12 protein-coding genes are annotated in these 18,375 nt (G+C 48.9%); all 12 read left to right on the top strand.

Going from position 1 to position 18,375, the window contains the following annotated elements; genetic code table 11:
- Nucleotides 1–112 precede the first annotated feature (112 nt).
- The 12 genes from xylB (at nt 113) to LC508_RS23420 (ending at nt 18,358) form a co-directional block, all read left to right on the top strand.
- Nucleotides 113–1,594, top strand: a complete 1,482-nt coding sequence (xylB, locus tag LC508_RS23365; protein ID WP_103731186.1) for a xylulokinase — start codon at nt 113–115, stop codon at nt 1,592–1,594.
- A 139-nt stretch (nt 1,595–1,733) separates the two neighbouring features.
- Nucleotides 1,734–3,875 (top strand): Tex family protein, encoded by a 2,142-nt coding sequence (locus LC508_RS23370; protein WP_103731187.1) that lies wholly within the window; start codon nt 1,734–1,736, stop codon nt 3,873–3,875.
- 82 nt (nt 3,876–3,957) lie between these two features.
- On the top strand, nt 3,958–5,757 hold the full coding sequence (locus LC508_RS23375; RefSeq protein WP_103731188.1) for an aminopeptidase P family protein: 1,800 nt from the start codon (nt 3,958–3,960) through the stop codon (nt 5,755–5,757).
- A 17-nt stretch (nt 5,758–5,774) separates the two neighbouring features.
- Complete coding sequence (locus LC508_RS23380) at nt 5,775–7,040, top strand: AAA family ATPase (protein WP_103731189.1); 1,266 nt, start codon at nt 5,775–5,777, stop codon at nt 7,038–7,040.
- A 260-nt stretch (nt 7,041–7,300) separates the two neighbouring features.
- Complete coding sequence (locus LC508_RS23385) at nt 7,301–8,950, top strand: type 2 periplasmic-binding domain-containing protein (protein WP_103731190.1); 1,650 nt, start codon at nt 7,301–7,303, stop codon at nt 8,948–8,950.
- Nucleotides 8,951–8,964: 14 nt separating this feature from the next.
- Nucleotides 8,965–10,665, top strand: coding sequence for a sensor histidine kinase (locus tag LC508_RS23390; protein WP_054350701.1), 1,701 nt, complete (start codon nt 8,965–8,967; stop codon nt 10,663–10,665).
- Between the two features lie 17 nt (nt 10,666–10,682).
- Entirely contained in the window at nt 10,683–11,417 is a 735-nt protein-coding gene (locus LC508_RS23395) for a response regulator transcription factor (RefSeq protein WP_054350702.1), read from the top strand.
- Nucleotides 11,418–11,667: 250 nt separating this feature from the next.
- The gene (locus LC508_RS23400) at nt 11,668–12,699 is read left to right on the top strand and encodes a LacI family DNA-binding transcriptional regulator (RefSeq protein ID WP_054350703.1); all 1,032 of its coding nucleotides are present in this window, start codon (nt 11,668–11,670) and stop codon (nt 12,697–12,699) included.
- Nucleotides 12,700–12,938: 239 nt separating this feature from the next.
- Complete coding sequence (locus tag LC508_RS23405) at nt 12,939–13,901, top strand: ABC transporter permease (protein ID WP_225305252.1); 963 nt, start codon at nt 12,939–12,941, stop codon at nt 13,899–13,901.
- 12 nt (nt 13,902–13,913) lie between these two features.
- Nucleotides 13,914–14,822 carry a carbohydrate ABC transporter permease gene (locus LC508_RS23410; RefSeq protein WP_033141525.1) on the top strand — a complete coding sequence of 303 codons (909 nt, stop codon included), beginning with the start codon at nt 13,914–13,916 and terminating at the stop codon, nt 14,820–14,822.
- A gap of 75 nt (nt 14,823–14,897) precedes the next feature.
- A complete protein-coding gene (locus LC508_RS23415; protein ID WP_033141524.1) occupies nt 14,898–16,484 on the top strand; it encodes an extracellular solute-binding protein in 1,587 nt (528 codons plus the stop codon).
- Between the two features lie 128 nt (nt 16,485–16,612).
- Entirely contained in the window at nt 16,613–18,358 is a 1,746-nt protein-coding gene (locus tag LC508_RS23420; protein WP_103731193.1) for a glycoside hydrolase family 35 protein, read from the top strand.
- Nucleotides 18,359–18,375: the final 17 nt, after the last annotated feature.

The following is an 18,375-nucleotide window of genomic DNA, read 5'->3' on the forward strand; positions in this document are numbered from 1 at the left end:
ATTTCACCATGTTTCTACTGATGAAGCAGATTTTCTTTCCATTTCGTATGACGCATGATATGATAAATAAAAGTAACGGTTCCGTATACCGGATAAAAATGGGAGGTTATAAATGGAATACTATTGCGGAATAGACCTGGGCACTTCCAGTGTAAAAGTCATGCTTCTGGGCGCCGACGGTACTGTGGCGGGCACAGAGTCGGCAGGATATGACATCAGGAAACACTCACCCTGTGAGGCAGAGCAGGATATGGAATATCTCTGGCAGCGGACAAGGCAGAGCATAGCGGCACTGCTTGGAAAATATCCGGAGGCCGCGGCTCATATCCGGGGTATCAGCTTTTCCGGGCAGATGCACGGCATGGTGGCAGTGGATAAGAACGGAAAGCCGGTGCGGGACGCCATTATCTGGGCTGACCAGCGCTCCGGGGATGCCATAGGGCATATCTGGGATACCATATCTGAGAAGGAGTGGAAGAGGACTACTTTAAACACACTCTGTACAGGATTTCTCATCGCATCCCTGCTCTGGATGAGGGAGAATGAGCCGCAGCGGTATGCGGAAACCGCCCGTGTCATGCTGCCAAAAGACTATATCCGGTTCCGCATGTGCGGTGAGATCGCCACAGATGTGACGGATGCCTCCTCCACAGGCATATTTGAGGTGGAAAAAAGACAGTGGGCCTGGGAGCTGATCGACAAACTGGGCCTGAGGCGGGAAATGTTTCCCTTCTGCGGGGAATCTTATGAGCAGGCAGGCCGCGTCAGCGGTTCCTGTTCCCGGGAAACGGGGCTTGCAGAGGGAACCCCTTTATTTTTAGGAGGCGGCGATTCCATGATGCAGCTCGCCGGAAACGGAATCATCAGGCCGGGGATACTCTCCTGTAATATCGGGACCGCAAGCCAGGTGGCCTGTGCCCTGGACAGACCCATACACGACACAGAATTCAGGACCAATACCTTCTGCCATACAGGCAGCGGACTGTGGGAGATACAGGGTTCCTCCCTGACCGGAGGCGTGGCGCTGAAATGGCTTCGGGACAACATACTGCATATGTCAGACTTTGAGGAGATGGCAGACCTTGCCGGGACAGCACCTGCGGGAAGTGACGGGCTTCTTTTTCTTCCTTATCTCAGCGGGGAGCGCTGCCCCTATAATGATCCAAATGCGCGGGGAATCTATTTCGGCATGAGTCTGTATCACAGCCGGGAGCATCTGATACGGAGCACCATGGAGGGTGTGATCTTCGGGCTGAAGGAATCCCTGGAGATATTCAAAGGCATGGGCATCCGGTTTGACAGGGTGACAGCATCCGGAGGCGGTGCCAGGGGACGGCTTTTCAGAGAAATCCAGGCAGATGTATTTGAGGCGGAGATCCACACGGCAGGGGAGGCGGAACAGGCCTGTGTGGGCGCTGCCATGACCGCTGCTGTGGGCTGCGGTGCGTTTTCCTCCTACGAGGAGGCGTGCCGTGCACTGCTGCGTCCGGGGACAGAGGTGACGGTTCCTGACAAGGAGCGTGTTAAAATATACCGGGAATGTTTTGCACGTTTTCAGGAGCTGTATCAGAAGAATGAAACGCTGTTTTCTTGACAAATCCCCTTCCTATTGATAAGGTGTTATAGTACCGGCCGGTAAGCGGTTCAACTGGCTGAACAGCTGCCGGATTTGGATCAAGGAAAGTAACAGTTCAGTTTGTCTGAATTGTTGCCAAGGAAAAAAGGAGAAATACATGGATATCATTTTAGCATTGACAGAAGAACTGAAAGTGGAGAAGTGGCAGGTGGAAGCTGCCGTTAAACTGATAGATGAGGGAAACACCATACCGTTTATTTCCCGTTACCGTAAGGAGGCCACCGGCGCGCTGAATGACGAGGTGCTGAGAAATCTGTACGAACGCCTGAATTACCTGCGGAACCTGGAGGATAAGAAGAACCAGGTGCTCGCCAGCATTGAGGAGCAGGGCAAACTGACAGAGGAGCTGAAGAAGCAGATCCTGGCAGCCCAGACCCTGGTGGTCGTGGAGGACCTGTACCGCCCGTATCGTCCGAAGCGCCGCACAAGAGCCACCATTGCCAAGGAAAAAGGCCTGGAACCCCTGGCAAATATCATTCTGCTGCAGATGACAGACAAGTCCCTGGAAGAGGAAGCAAAGGCATTTTTATCCGAGGAAAAAGAGGTCAAAACCCCGCAGGATGCCATTGCAGGGGCAAAAGACATAGTGGCAGAGAGCATTTCCGATGAGGCGGACTACCGAATTCGCATCAGGGATATGACGGTGAAGAAGGGAAGGGTGGTTTCCGCTGCCAAGAACCCGAAAGAATCATCTGTCTATGAGATGTACTATGATTATGAGGAGCCTATTGCAAAGGTGGCGGGCCACAGAGTCCTGGCCCTGAACCGCGGGGAGAAGGAAAAAATCCTCACCGTGAAAATTGAAGCTCCCACAGAGGATATCATCCGCTACCTGGAAAAACAGGTGATCACCCGCAGTAACCCCAACACCACACCTGTTTTAAGGGACGTGGTGGAGGACAGCTACAGCCGTCTGATCGGCCCTGCCATTGAGAGGGAGATCCGCAATGATATGACAGAGAAGGCAGAGGACGGAGCGATCAAGGTGTTCAAGAAGAACCTGGAACAGCTCCTCATGCAGCCTCCTATTGTAGGACAGGTCGTCCTTGGATGGGACCCGGCCTTCCGTACCGGCTGTAAGCTGGCAGTGGTAGACCCCACCGGAAAAGTGCTGGACACGGTAGTTGTCTATCCCACAGCCCCCACAACCCCGGCAAAAATCGCCGCGGCAAAAGAGACTGTGAAAAAACTCATCCGCAAATACAACATCACACTGATCTCCCTGGGCAACGGCACCGCTTCTAGAGAGTCTGAGCAGGTGATTGTGGAAATGCTGAAGGAGATAACCGAGAACGTGCACTATGTCATCACCAACGAGGCCGGAGCCTCCGTGTACTCTGCCAGCAAACTGGCTACAGAGGAATTCCCCAACTTCGATGTGGGACAGAGAAGTGCCGCATCCATTGCCAGACGCCTTCAGGACCCTCTGGCAGAGCTGGTGAAGATCGATCCGAAGTCCATCGGTGTAGGCCAGTATCAGCATGACATGAACCAGAAGAAGCTGGGCGAAGCCCTGTCCGGCGTTGTGGAGGACTGTGTAAATAAGGTGGGCGTGGATCTGAACACCGCCTCTGTTTCGCTTTTGGAATACGTGTCCGGTGTCAGCAAAGCCATCGCGAAAAATATCGTGACCTACAGGGAGGAAAACGGCCGTTTTGAGGACAGAAAACAGCTTTTAAAAGTAGCCAAGCTGGGGCCGAAAGCCTTTGAGCAGTGTGCCGGCTTCCTGCGCATCACAGGCGGGAAGAATCCTCTGGATGCCACCAGTGTCCATCCCGAGAGCTATGAAGCAGCAGAAAAATTCCTGGACAGTATGGGAATGAAGCCTGCGGATATCTTTGGCGGCAATGCGGTATATTATGTGAAAGACTACAAAAAGATGGCGGAAAAGCTGGGCGTGGGTGAGATGACCCTGCGGGACATTGTAAAAGAGCTCACCAAGCCGGGACGTGATCCCCGTGAGGAGATGCCGAAACCTGTGCTGCGCACAGATGTCCTGGATATGAAGGACCTGAAAGAGGGCATGGTCCTCAAAGGAACGGTGAGAAACGTGATCGATTTCGGAGCATTTGTGGATATAGGTGTGCATCAGGACGGTCTGGTGCATATTTCCGAGATGACAGAGCGCTTTATCAAACATCCGCTTGAGGCAGTCAGCGTAGGTGACGTGGTGGATGTGAAAGTGCTCAGTGTGGACTTGAAAAAGAAGAGAATTTCCCTTACCATGAAAGGTATCTGAGAATTACTTCTTACACGTGGCTGTACTGCAGGACATGGAGTGAACAGTAAAATCTGAGGAAAACAGAAAGGAAGCGTCGAGAATGAATGCAAACAGAGTAAGGATTGAAAAGCTGCAGGAAGAAATGGCAGCAGCGGGCATGGACATGTATCTGGTATCCACCGCGGATTTTCACCAGTCTGAGTATGTGGGAGCATACTTTAAAGTGCGGGCCTGGCTGTCAGGATTCACCGGTTCCGCGGGAACCCTGGTGGTGACAAAGGACAGCGCGTATCTCTGGACAGACGGACGGTATTTTATCCAGGCGGGCAAAGAGCTGGAGGGCACCGGAGTGACCCTTATGAAGATGAGGGAGGAGGGCGTCCCCACAGTGGACGAGTTCCTGGAAAAAAATCTTCTGCAGGGCAGCTGCCTGGGATGTGACGGAAGGACCATCAGCGTCAGCCAGGGAAAGGCTTACGCGGAAATGATGGAAAAGAAACAGGGCCGTTTTCTGTGCCAGGATGACCTGGGAGGCAGAATCTGGAATGACAGACCGGAAATGTCAAAAGAGCAGGCATTTCTTGTGGATGTGAAATATGTGGGCAGATCCAGAGAAGAAAAACTGGCAGATGTCCGCAGCATCATGAGAGAAAACGGCGCTGACATCCATCTTCTCTCCAGTCTGGACGATATTGCATGGCTTCTGAATATCAGAGGTAATGATATTGAATGCAATCCCGTGATCCTCTCCTATGTGATCCTCACAGAGAAGGATGTATTCTTCTATGTGCAGGAGGAGGCTGTTTCCGCTGAGATCCGCAGTGAACTGGAGAAAGCGGGAATCACGATCCGTCCGTATTATCAGGTATATGAGGATGTGAAGAAGTTTGCTGAGGAAAATACCGTGCTGCTGGATGAGGCAGTTGTCAACTATACTCTCTTTGAAAACATTCCGTCCGGCGTTAAGACTGTGAACTGCATAAATCCATCCAAGCCCATGAAGGCCATGAAAAATCAGGTGGAGCAGGAAAATGTGCGCAAAGCCCATATCAAGGATGCAAAGGCCATGTGCAGATTCATTTACTGGCTGAAACAGAATGTGGGGAAAGAGGAGATCACAGAATACAGCGCGGCAGAAAAGAGCTACGAGCTGCGTGCCCAGGACCCTGATTTCCTGGATCTGAGCTTTGGCACCATCTGTGCCTACGGCCCTAATGCAGCCATGTGCCATTATGCGCCGACAAAAGATGCCTGCGCCAAAGTGGAGCCGGAAGGATTCTTCCTCATTGACTCCGGCGGACAGTACTGGCAGGGGACCACAGATATCACAAGGACCATTGCGGTTGGAGCGCTGACACAGGAGCAGAAGGAGCATTTCACACTGGTGCTCAAGGGAAATATCCGTCTTGCAACTGCAAAATTCATGTATGGAATGGGCGGTGCCCATCTGGACTGTCTGGCAAGAGGCCCTCTGTGGGAGAGAGGTCTTGACTTCAACCACGGCACAGGACACGGTGTGGGATTCCTGCTGAACGTACACGAGGGACCCCAGAACATCAACTGGAACAGCGCCATCCGTCCGGGCGGCTATGTACCACTGGAGGAGGGCGTCCTGATTTCCGACGAACCGGGACTGTACCTGGAAGGCAGATACGGCATCCGCTGTGAAAATCTGCTCATGTGCCGCAAGGGCGGGAAGAATGCCTACGGTCAGTTCATGGAATTCGAGGTCGTGACACTGGTTCCCTTTGAGCGGGAAGCCATTCTTCCGGAACTTCTCGGCCAGGAGGAACTGAAATGGCTGAATGCCTACCACAAACACGTGTATGAAACCATAGCGCCGCTTCTTGACAGCGAGGAGGAGCGTGAGTGGCTGAGGGAGGCTACGGCTGAGATTTAAGGGATTGAGGTGAGATTATGGGACCGGTAAAGGATATTGCACTTGGCATACAGGATTACCGCAAGATCAGGGAGTATAATTACTACTATGTAGACAAAACACGTATGATAGGCGAATTTTTAAGGCGTGGGGCAGAGGTCACTCTGATTACGCGTCCGCGCAGATTTGGAAAGACGCTGAATATGTCTATGCTGGCAGAATTTTTGGATATTACAAAAAGCTCAGAGGGGATTTTTGAAAATACAGAAATTATGCAGACCTGTTTTGCAAAGGAAATGAATCAGTATCCTGTGATTTTCTTATCCTTTAAGGATGCAAAAGGCAATAGAAAATTACTGGTAAAACAGGTAAAACTTGCACTGCTGGCTGAATACCAGAGGTTTTCCTGTATATTTACCCATCTTCCCCATATTGAACAGGTGATATATGAGAGGACACTTCAGGAACTGCTGGATTATAATACGGGAAGTCTGTCAGGGATAGACAATGCACTGTATTTTCTATCAAAGACCGCTTGTAATTATTATGAGAGACCTGTGATCCTTCTGATCGATGAGTATGATACCCCGTTTTTGGAGGCGCATATTAACGGCTTTTATCAGGAGGTGCACAGTGAACTTGCAGTTATGCTGTCTTCTGCACTGAAGGGCAACGAGTACCTGCACCTGTCATTGCTCACAGGGATTCAGAGAGTGGCAAAAGAAAATATCTTCTCCGGTCTGAACAATCTTCTTGTTTGTACGGTCAAGGATCCTGAATTTGCTGATTGTTTTGGATTTACGACTGCGGAAACAGTATCTCTTCTGCATTATTACGGTCTGGAACTGGATGATGAAGTGAAGGCAATGTATAACGGATATTCCTTTTCCGGAGTAGATATCTATAATCCCTGGTCTGTTCTCAATTATGCACAGCGCAGGATACTGGAACCCTACTGGGTTAATACGAGCGAGAATAAAATGATCCGATCAGCAATGGAACAATGCGATAAACTGTTTTTCAGGAATTATGATAAGCTGATTGAGACAGGAACGCTGACAGCCTCGGTTCAGCCAGAGAATTCATTTTATGAAATGCCCGGTACATCCTCACTGTGGGGGCTTTTGCTGAATTCGGGAATGATCACGATCGTAAAACGGCTGGATCCGGGATATTATCAGATACGCATACCGAACAAAGAGGTAAGATCAGCTTTTATCGGCCTGACAGAATACGCATTGCAGATACAGGAAGGTTCTTTCAGCAATCTATTCGGTGCACTGCGCCAAGTACACAAAGGATGAATCCTGTGATCTGAAATGCCTGGCAGCGAAAGCCTTGGAGCAGATTGACCGGAGGCACTATACCTTTGGACTGGAGGGCAGTGTGCTGTGCATCGGACTGGCACACCGTGGAAAAAGTGTGGAAGCGATGTGGGAAATGAAGTAGAGCATAAAACGCTTATATCTGTATTTGGTTATGGATATAGGCGTTTTTTAAGAACCCTGTACCGCCGCCCAACCACCAAAACGGTACAGGTATGTGTCACCACCTGGAGGAAAAGATGAAAATACGAGAGTTACTTTTGATCACCCTGTCAGCAGGCCTTATCCTGCTTTCCGGGTGCGGCGCAGAGCAGAATCCTACAGTTACAGAAGAGGGAGAAGATTCCTATGCCAGAGCCTCCCTGTTCTGTGATGTGAATTTCTGGGAACCTCCTTCCTGGAGCACAGAGGAGGGAACCATCACCGGGGATATTACCGAAAAGACGGGCCTTGCCCTGGACATTACCGTACCACCCCAGAACGCGGATGCCCAGCTCAGCCTGATGCTTCTCAACGATGATCTGCCGGATATCATCTCCCTTACCAATGAGACCACGATCAGCCAGCTCATCACATCAGGGAAAGTCTGGGATCTGGAAGAGTTTTTAAAGCGTTACTGCCCGGAGTCCCATCTTCTGAAATCATTTCCGGAGGATATTAAGAGAGAGCTGATCAAACGGGACGGGGGCTGGTATGCCTATCCATCCCATATGAATTCCCAGGATTCCAGAAAGATCTGGAAGCCGAGTTCAAAGTTTTACGAGGACTGGACCAATTATAATGACAATAACGCAATCATCTGGAACAGGGAGCTTTTGGAGAAAGCAGGACTCACCGTGGAAGAGGTACAGACAGAGGAGCAGGTTCTGGCAGCCTGGGATAAAATGAAAAATATGCATCTGGATGTGGACGGAGAAGCGGTGATCCCTCTTCTGGTGGACGGAAAAGGCTACATTGATCCCACAGTGAAATTCCTGGAATATACCTTTGGCGCCGAGCGGGTGGATGAAAATGGAAACTACCGGGATATCCTGCTGCAGCCTCAGGCAGAGCATGCACTGCTGTTTTTAAATGAAGCCATACGGAACGGCTATGCAGCCCCGGAACAGCTTACCTATGAAAATACCAAGATAAAGAGCCTGATGGCTGGCGGAAACGTGTTCTGTTTCATAGGAAATGTAGCCAACAGCGGGATTGATTTTACAAAATGGGTTTCCTCAGGCCCTGTCTTATCCTCCGGGGGGGAGACACCGGTGCTGGGCAAAAATCTGAGAGCACCTACAGGCTGGCTGAGCACATTTGTATCAAAAGACTGCAGAAACCCGGAACAGGTAGCGGCATGGATCGATTATATGACCAGCGATGAGGGACTGCTGTTCTGGAGCTTTGGATACGAAGGCAGCGATTACCGCCTGGATGATGACGGCTATGTGGTACAGAGTGAAAAAGGGGAAGCCGCGTCTCTTGATTACGGACAGACCGGGCAGGGAGCCTGGTGGATGTTCGATAATTTTTCCTGGGAGAGAAGCATACTGCCCGAACCGGAGGAGGACAGCAGTACGGCAGCGGAAAAAGAGGTATATACAGCCTTTGGCAGTCATGACAGGACCGTGTCCTATGATGAGTCCCTGCTCCCTTTAACCGCAGAAGATATTCCTCCGGAGAGTGACGAAGGGATATTGGATGCAAAGATCAGAGCCTATGAAAAAGAACAGATACCGCGTATTATCCTGGCAGGGAGCCGGGAGGAGGCAGCGGCCCGGTACAGCGAGATGACAGAGACCCTGAAGCGTATGGGGATTGAGACATTGGACGCCTATAAGAATGAGATATATCAGAAAAACTGCCGGGAATACGGCGGTAGAATAGAGAAAGTAAACGTGGAATGAGGGAGAGAACAGCAATGAGGAAGAGATTAAAGGACAGTCTGTGGCTTCAGCTTATCGCGTTCACTGCTCTTATTATGTTCTTTTTACTGGCAGCCTACGCGATTACCGACAGCTATTCCGGCAAGATACTGCGGGACCGGACCATAGACCTGAATGATAAGATACTGCTCCAGGTAGAAGGAAAAATGGAGGATTTCCATGATACACTGAACCATGTGGCAACATCCATGGCCTATGCGCCCACAACATACGATTATTTTACTATGGACCCGGTGGCAAGAGTCATGGTCTCAGAGGATCTGTCAGAGATATTTTCCAACACGGTTTTACTGGAAAGTGACATAGCCGGGATCTATCTCTATGATACTTCTTTGAATCAGATTGCTGCCATGGGAAAGGCGGCAGATAACCCGGATTTTGTCCAATCGCTGAAGAAGCAGATGGAATTTGGCGATATATTTTATCTGAATCAGGCGGGGGTTCCCTTTTATACGGTTTATTTTCCCGTCTATGATCTGAACAACAGGCAGTACGGCATTCAGACCGGAATGTGCGTTATGATGATGCGGACAGATAATCTGTCCGGGCTTCTGGAGGATTCCCAGGCCACAGAGAATACACAGGTGTTTCTGCTTGACGGAAACTACCAGATCATAGCGTCCAGAGGGAACAACGGCCTGGAAGAACTGGACAGAAGTATGATGAGGAGCACGGACGAATTCTATGTAAAAGTGCGCAGTGTACGCATGGACGGGTGGAAAGTGGTCAGCCGCATACCGGAGAGTGAAATGAACAGCAGCATGGATGACGGCAAGAAATTCGTGACCATAGCCTATGTGCTGGCATTTGCGCTGCTGATACTGCTGGTATGGTTCTGCTATAAGCGGTTTGTGGGGCCTCTTCACCAGGTTGACCTGTTTATCCAGAAGATAGTAGACAGGCCGGAGGAGAGAATGGAGATCGGCAGGGAGGATGAGATCGGCACGGTGGTGCAAAGCCTGAACCATATGCTGGATGCCAGGCAGAAAATGAATCAGGAGATCCAGGAGTCCCAGAGGAGAATGTACGAGGCGGAGATCGCCAAAAAGCAGCTTCAGGTCCTGGCTTACCGCAATCAGATCAATCCTCATTTTCTGTATAATACCTTTGAATGCATCTGCTCTATGGCGCTTTACTATGAGGTGGATGACATTGCGGAGATCACCATGGCGCTGTCCAAGGTTTTCCGCTTTGCCGTAAAAGGAGAGAACATTGTCAGTGTGGAGGAGGAAGTCAGCTATATACGGGAGTATGCCAAGATCATAGATTACCGTTTCATGGGAAAGATTGATGTGGACATTGAGATGGAGGACGCGGTGAAGGAAAAGCGGGTGATCAAACTCATGCTGCAGCCTCTTGTGGAAAATGCAGTGTTCCACGGCCTGGAACAGAAGCTGGAGGATGGAGAGGTGAATGTATCCATACACATGCATGGAGAGGACCATATTATGTTTGTGGTGGAAGACAACGGCTGTGGGATTGAACCGGCAAGGCTTGTGTGGATGCGTGACAACCTGGACAGCAGACCCACGGGACAGAAGGGAATCGGGGTGGCCAATATCTATCAGAGGCTGAAACTGTTTTACGGGGATGATGTGGTCTTTCAGATCGAGAGCAGACTGGGAGAAGGAACCAGGATCACAATTATAATACCGGATGAGCTTGAGCCTGTTTGAAGAAAGGAGAAGGGAATATGTACAGGATTTATCTGGCAGATGATGAAACATGGGTAGTGATCGGTCTGAAAAAGCAGATTGAGAAATCAGGGCTGCCGTTTCAGGTGATCGGTGAGGCGAACAATGGGGTGGCGGCCATGGAGGAAATTTTGGAGAAAAAGCCTGACATTCTGATAACGGATATCCGCATGCCGGGACTGAACGGCCTGCAGTTACTGGAAAAGCTCAGGGAAAAAGGAATCGCTGTGAAGGTGATCTTCATCAGCGGCTATGCGGAGTTTGAGTACGCCCAGTCCGCGCTCAGAATGGGGTCTTTTGACTATCTGCTGAAACCGGTGGAACAGGAGAAATTAAACCAGGTTCTGATAAGGCTGCTTGCCGCCTTCAGACGGGAGCGAGGAGAGGAGGAGGAGACTGCCCCGGAGGAACCCATCAACTCCTCAATGATGAATCAGATAATCCGGGAGATACAGGAGAGATATACGGAAAACATCACACTCTCCGGTCTGGCGGAAGCACACGGAATCAGTACAGGCTATCTGAGCAGCCAGTTAAAGGCAGAGCTTGGCCTCTCCTTCTCGGAATACATTACCTCAAAACGTATCCAGAAGGCAAAGGAACTGCTGGCGGATGAAAGTCTCTCCGTGGAGTCCATTGCAGAGCAGACGGGATACAACGATTACTTCTATTTTATTAAAGTGTTTAAGAAAAACACAGGAATCTCCCCCAGCAAATACAGGAAGAATCTGTAGGAATGGACAAATTATGACAATATTTTTACCGGGAACCAAAAAAAGTACCAAAATAAAAAAATATTTACATGTGCATATTGTGATTCACACTTTATAATATAGATAAATCGATTGGTGAATATGACAAAGCAGCAAGCGAAAAGATTTTTCTTGTAGAAATCGGTTTCATATATTATACTGAACATAATATGCCATGGCCCGAAAAGGTATCCGGCAGTTACCTATTAATAATATATGAACAGGTGAGACAATGGGAAAAGAAAGAGTAAGTATTTATCATATCGCAAAGGAAGCAGGAGTATCCCCGGCGACCGTTTCCAGGGTTTTGACAGGCAATGCCAATGTCAGCACAGAAAAGCGGATCAAAGTGGAGGCTCTGATCAAGAAGTATGATTTCCGGCCGAATGCCATGGCGCGCAGTCTGAGCAGTACAAAGACGAAGCTCATGGGTTTCCTGATCCCGGATATCAGAAACCCCTTTTATGCAACACTTGCCGTGGCCTGTGAGAGGGCTGCCAACGAGAGAGGATACAGTCTGATGCTAAGCAATTATCTGAATGATATGGAGCTTCAGGAGCAGAACCTGCAGAAGATGATCGAGATGCGGGTGGATGCACTGATCATGATCGGAGGCAAAGTGGACGAGATGGTATCAGACGAGGAATATGTGGAGAAAATCAACCAGATCACAGACACGATCCCCGTGGTGATCACAGGTAAACTGGACGGCAGTGACTGCTATCAGGTTAATATAGATCAGAAGAAGGCAATGGAGACCGCAGTGGATCATCTGATATCATTGGGGCATGAGAAGATTGCCCTCATCGGAGGCCGCAGAGATGTAAATTCCACTTATACGAAACGGGTCACTTACAGAAGCTGCCTGAGAAAGCATGGAATCGAATTTTCTCAGGATGATATTGTGGAGACACCGGAGTATTCCGTAGAGTGCGGACTGCAGGTGATGGATGGGATTTTTGACAGCGGGAAGCCGCTTCCCACCGCAGTTATCGCGATCAACGATTTTATGGCAATGGGCATCGTGCAGTCGATTCGCCGCCATGGGCTTTTAATACCGGAAGATATCTCGATTCTAAGCTTTGACGACACGTTTATTGCGGAGGCCGAGACACCGCGTCTGACAAGTGTGGGATATAATTACGATAGATTTGCAAACACTCTGGTGGATACTGCCATTCTGGCCATAGAGGGAAAGAATCCGCCGAAAATGCAGCTTATACCGCCTAAGCTGATGATCAGGGAGTCCACAGCAGAGAGATAACAGATTAAGAGACAGCATAAGATACTCACCGGATACAGTGGTAAAATAATAATCTTATTGAAACGGGTTTCAATAAGAGGGGTGTGAGGTTCGTTGAGTTACATAAAAACATCTGCTGCAAAGGAGCAGTTGTAATAAAAGATAACAAGAACAGGAGGAAATCTACGTGCGTTCAACCTAGAAAAAGCAGTAAATCAGCCATTTATTGAAACCGATTTCAAAAAGAGGAGGAGAATGATGTGAAAGCAACGAAAAATAAAACAGGAACAGCAGTTATGGCGGGCAGGAAAAAGCCTTTCTGGAAAAAGGTAAAAGATAACAGGACCCTGCTGCTGATGTGCCTTCCTGCCGTGGTGTTTTTTATAGTCTTTAATTACTGCCCCCTGCCGGGTGTATACATAGCATTTACGAACTATAATTTCCGTGATGGGATTTTCGGAAGTCCTTTTGTGGGGCTGAAGAACTTTGAATTCCTGATCCAGTCAGGAGAACTGTGGAAACTGACCAGAAATACCCTGCTTTATAATGTGGTCTTTATTGTTCTGGGAAATGTGGTGCAGATCACACTGGCTGTTATGCTGAATGAAGTGCGCAATAAATATTTTAAGAAAGTATCCCAGACGATCATGTTCCTGCCGTACTTTATCTCCGTAGTATTGATCGGAGCCATTGCGTTTAACATCCTGAATTATGACACAGGTGCGCTGAACACCCTGCTCCGCGAGACGGGCGGTGATCCGGTCAAGATTTACAGTATGGCCGGTATATGGCCTTTCATCATTATCTTCTGCCAGATGTGGCAGCAGACAGGATACGGTTCCGTCGTCTATTTTGCAGCCATCTGCGGAATTGATTCCGGTATGATGGAAGCTGCCGAGGTGGATGGGGCAACAAGCTGGCAGAGAATCCGCTATATCATCCTGCCAAGCCTGAAACCTACCTTTATCATTCTTCTGCTCTTTGCCCTGGGCGGTATCATGAAGGGAAACTTCGGATTATTCTGGAACCTGGTGGGCAATAACTCACAGCTCTTCCAGTCAACGGATATTATCGAGACATTCGTTTACAGGACCATGACGACGCAGAACAACTTCTCAACATCATCTGCGGTGGGGCTGTACCAGTCCATTTTCGGATTTGCCCTTGTTATGTTCAGCAACTGGCTGGTAAAACGGATCGATCCGGATTACGCATTATTCTAGGAGGTGGGTTAAGTGCAGAATCAAAATAAGACAAAGATAAAACAGGACACCAGTACCCTGGTTGTGAAAATAATTTCGTATCTGGTGATCACAGCGTTTGCGCTGATATGCCTATTGCCGTTTATTCTGATCATATCGGCTTCACTGAGCACGGAGAGCGTCATTATGAAGGAAGGCTTTGGCCTGCTTCCGAAAGAGTTTACGCTGGATGCGTACACCTGGGTGTTCCGTTTCCCGAAAATGATACTGGGCTCTTACGCAGTTACCATTCTGCTTACAGTCTGCGGAACCCTGGTGGGGCTGTTCGTCATTGCCATGACCGGATATGCCCTGCAGAGAAAGGATTTTCCTTTTAGAAATGCGATATCCTTTTTTATCTACTTTACAACCCTGTTTTCCGCAGGTATGGCGCCTACTTTTATCTGGGTATCCAGGTACCTGCAGTTAAAGGGAACCTATTTTGCCGTGTTCTTCCAGCTTCTCATGACACCGTGGCTGATCATTCTAATGAAGAACTTTGCAAAATCAGTACCGTTTGAGATAACAGAGTCCGGCAAGATCGACGGAGCCGGGGATTTCAGGATCTTCATTTCCCTTGTTTTGCCCATGCTGAAGCCGGCGCTGGCAACGGTTGGCCTGTTTCTGGCCCTGGGATACTGGAACGAGTGGTATCTCTCCTCCCTGTATCTGGGTTCAGAGGTGGATTTCAAACCGCTGCAGTATTATCTGTACAATATCATTAACCAGGCAGCCGCGCTTAAGAATTCCATGGCCGGCGCAGCCGTCACTGTTGCGGACCTTCCGTCCAATACGCTGAAAATGGCAACTGCAGTGGTGGCAACAGGCCCGATTGTATTTTTATATCCCTTTGTGCAGAAATATTTTATCTCCGGTATCACCGTAGGCGCTGTAAAAGGATGACAGTATTATATGTATGATATGAATTTCCCGTATAGGGATTTATATGAATCAATTATAATGAGTGGAGGATCAAAAATGAGAAAGAATACGACAGTAAAACGTACTCTGGCCCTGACAATGGCAGTATTGATGGGAGCAAGCCTGGCTGGCTGCGGAAGCAAAAGTGAGGGTGCAAGTTCCAAGGTAAAGGAGGACGGAACCATTGACACTTCCAGCCATGAGGTGATCAACATGCTGGTTCTGGGAAACAAGCCGTCCAACGGCAGATGCGAGGAAATGTTAAAGGAACTGAATAAAGTTCTGACCGACAAGGTAAATGCAGAGCTGGAGCTGACTTATGTAGAATGGGCTGACTGGCAGACACAGTATAATACCCAGCTTCTGAGCGGCGATGCCTCTCTTGATATCATCACAACCGCCACAGACTGGCTGTATGGATGGGAAAACGCACAGAAGGGAGCATTCCTGCCGCTGACAGATGACATGCTGAAGACCTATGCGCCCAAGACCTATGAGCAGGTAGAGGCAGACGGTGACTGGGATATCTGTAAATTAGACGGTGAGATCATGTTCATTCCGGAAGACAACTACACCCAGTACACAAACCATGGAATGATGTACCGCGGCGACTGGGCAAAAGAGGCCGGAATCCCGGATGGCACCATCACAAAATTCGATGAAATGACTACATATTTCAAATGGGTAAAAGAGAACAAACCGGATGTGGTTCCGTGGGATGCGGGAAAGAACAATCTGGGAAGCCTTCTGGAGCCTTACATCTTATCAAACACAAATTACCGCCAGCTTGTAGGATGTAATGCAGGTAACTATGAATTCTGGTTTACATCCAAAGAAGATCCTTATACTGTTTCATCTCCGTATATGGAGGATGACACCATCTATGAAGCAGCGGAGCTGATGAAAGAGTGGAATGAGATCGGCGTATGGCGTGAGGATGCCTTGAATTATGACGGGGATACCAGAGTAGAAATGTATGCAGGTACCTGTGCAGCAGACCAGCACCACAGCCAGACCTACTATACACAGGTAAAACCCAACATGGATGTAAAACAGCCGGGTTCTGATGTGAAGATGTATTACTGGGGACAGGAAAATAACAATGTGGCAAAACCCATCAAGACCCACGGTGCCGCAGCCATCAGCGCCAATTCCAAACATCCGGAGAGAGCTCTCATGGTTTACGATCTGCTCCGCAACGATGAGGAATGTTATCGCTACATCAATTATGGTGTGGAAGGAACCGACTATATTGTAACAGATGACGGCAAACTGTCATACCCGGAAGGATGGGATGAGGCCACAGACAAGCTGGACGCAAACTTCTGGTGCGGACGTAACGACGACCTGGAGCTGCCAAATGAGAGCTGGTGGGACGGAACGCAGGATATGATCGCCAATTACGACAAGATTGCATATGACTATGAATTTGAGAACCTGATCATTGACAAAAACGCCATCGAGACACAGCAGGCAGCCATCGCAAACGTATTGTCCGAATACCTTCCGCAGCTTGGATACGGAAAATATGAGGATCCTGCAAAGGCGATCGACGAGATGAGAGAAAAACTGAAAGCAGCCGGTTATGATGAAGTAAAAGCATCAATCCAGAAAAATATTGATGATTTCAAAGCAGAAAAGTGATAAAATCATAAGCAGGAAGTTTTTGTAAATAAGCATGGGAATACCAATACCGACGCAGCTGAGAGTGCCCGGCATTTGGCATTCCCATTTGCTGTATGAACAATGCAAAGTTCAGAAAGGAGCAGGAAGTGGAAAAATTTGAGATAAGAGAAGATTTTTATCTGGATGGAAAAAAGATCAAGATCATTTCCGGAGGAATGCATTATTTCCGTGTGGTACCTGAATATTGGAGGGACAGACTGGAAAAATTAAAAGCGCTGGGATGCAATACAGTGGAGACCTACATTCCCTGGAACCTGCATGAGAAGGAGAAGGGACAGTTTGATTTTGACGGTATTTTAGATATTACCCGCTATGTGAAGACAGCGCAGGAGCTGGGGCTGATGGTGATATTAAGGCCGTCCCCGTACATCTGCGCGGAGTGGGAGTTCGGCGGACTTCCCTATTGGCTTTTAAAAGAGGACAACATGCGTCTGCGCTGCATGTATGAACCGTATCTGAAGCATGTGAGGGAATACTACGAAAAGCTCTTCCGGGTCATCGCACCGCTGCAGATCACCCAGGGCGGACCGGTGATCATGATGCAGGTGGAGAACGAGTACGGTTACTATGGCGATGACAGGGAATACCTGGTGTACATGAAGAACCTTATGATCGACTGCGGATGTGAGGTACCCCTTGTCACATCAGACGGCCCGTGGGGGGATGCCTTTGACTGCGGAAAAGTCGAGGGCGTACTGCAGACCGGAAATTTTGGCTCAAAGGGAAAAGAGCAGTTCTCCATTATGCGGGAGAAAATAGGAGACAAGCCCCTTATGTGCATGGAATTCTGGGTGGGCTGGTTTGACAACTGGGGTGTGGAGTGCCACCAGACGGGAGATCTGGAGGAACATGTGAAGGATCTGGATGAAATCTTATCGGAGGGTCATGTCAATATCTACATGTTTGAAGGCGGCACCAATTTCGGTTTTACCAATGGCTCTAATTATTACGATGTACTGACCCCTGATGTAACCTCCTACGACTATGACGCACTGCTGACTGAGGATGGCAGGATCACGCCGAAATACCAGGCATTCCGCCAGGTGATCAGCAAATATGCAGAGGTTCCGGAAGTTGCTCTGAGCACAGAGATAAAAAGAAAAGATTACGGTACTCTGAAAGTATCCAGAAAGACAGGTCTCTTCGGAAATCTGAAAAATATTGCAGAACCTGCTGCAAGTGTATACCCCCGGTCCATGGAAAAACTGGGACAGGGATACGGATATATCATGTATGAAAGCCCTCTGAAATACGAGGGGCCAATCGAGAAGATACGTCTCTGGGGCGCAAACGACAGGGCAAATATGTTCGTGGATGAGAAGCCGGTACTGACACTGTATGACAGAGAGCTGCTGACAGAATATGAGTTTGAAAGCCCGATACAGAAGGGAGAAAAAATCTCTATTCTCATGGAAAATATGGGGCGTGTAAATTTCGGACCCGCGCTGGAACAGCAGCGCAAGGGGATTGACAGAAGTGTGCAGATCAATGGACACCAGCACTATTATTGGACAGAATACTGCCTGCCCATGGAGGATTTAAGCGGGCTGGACTTTGATGTTCCGGTAAACGAAGGAGAGCCGGGATTCTATGAGTTTACATTTGAGGCGGAGGAGACAGGGGATACCTTCCTTGATTTCTCAGGATGGGGAAAAGGCTGTGTTCTGGTCAATGGATTTAATATAGGCCGTTTCTGGGAGATTGGTCCGCAGAAGCGCTTATATATACCGGGACCGCTTTTGAAAAAGGGACAGAATACCATCCTTATTTTCGAGACAGAGGGGAAAGCGCCGGGTACGATCGCCCTTTGCGAAGAACCGGATCTTGGCTGACAAAAAGAGGTGCCTGC

Origin of the sequence: Blautia parvula, from assembly GCF_020215665.1 — a bacterium.
GTDB lineage: Bacteria > Bacillota > Clostridia > Lachnospirales > Lachnospiraceae > Blautia > Blautia celeris.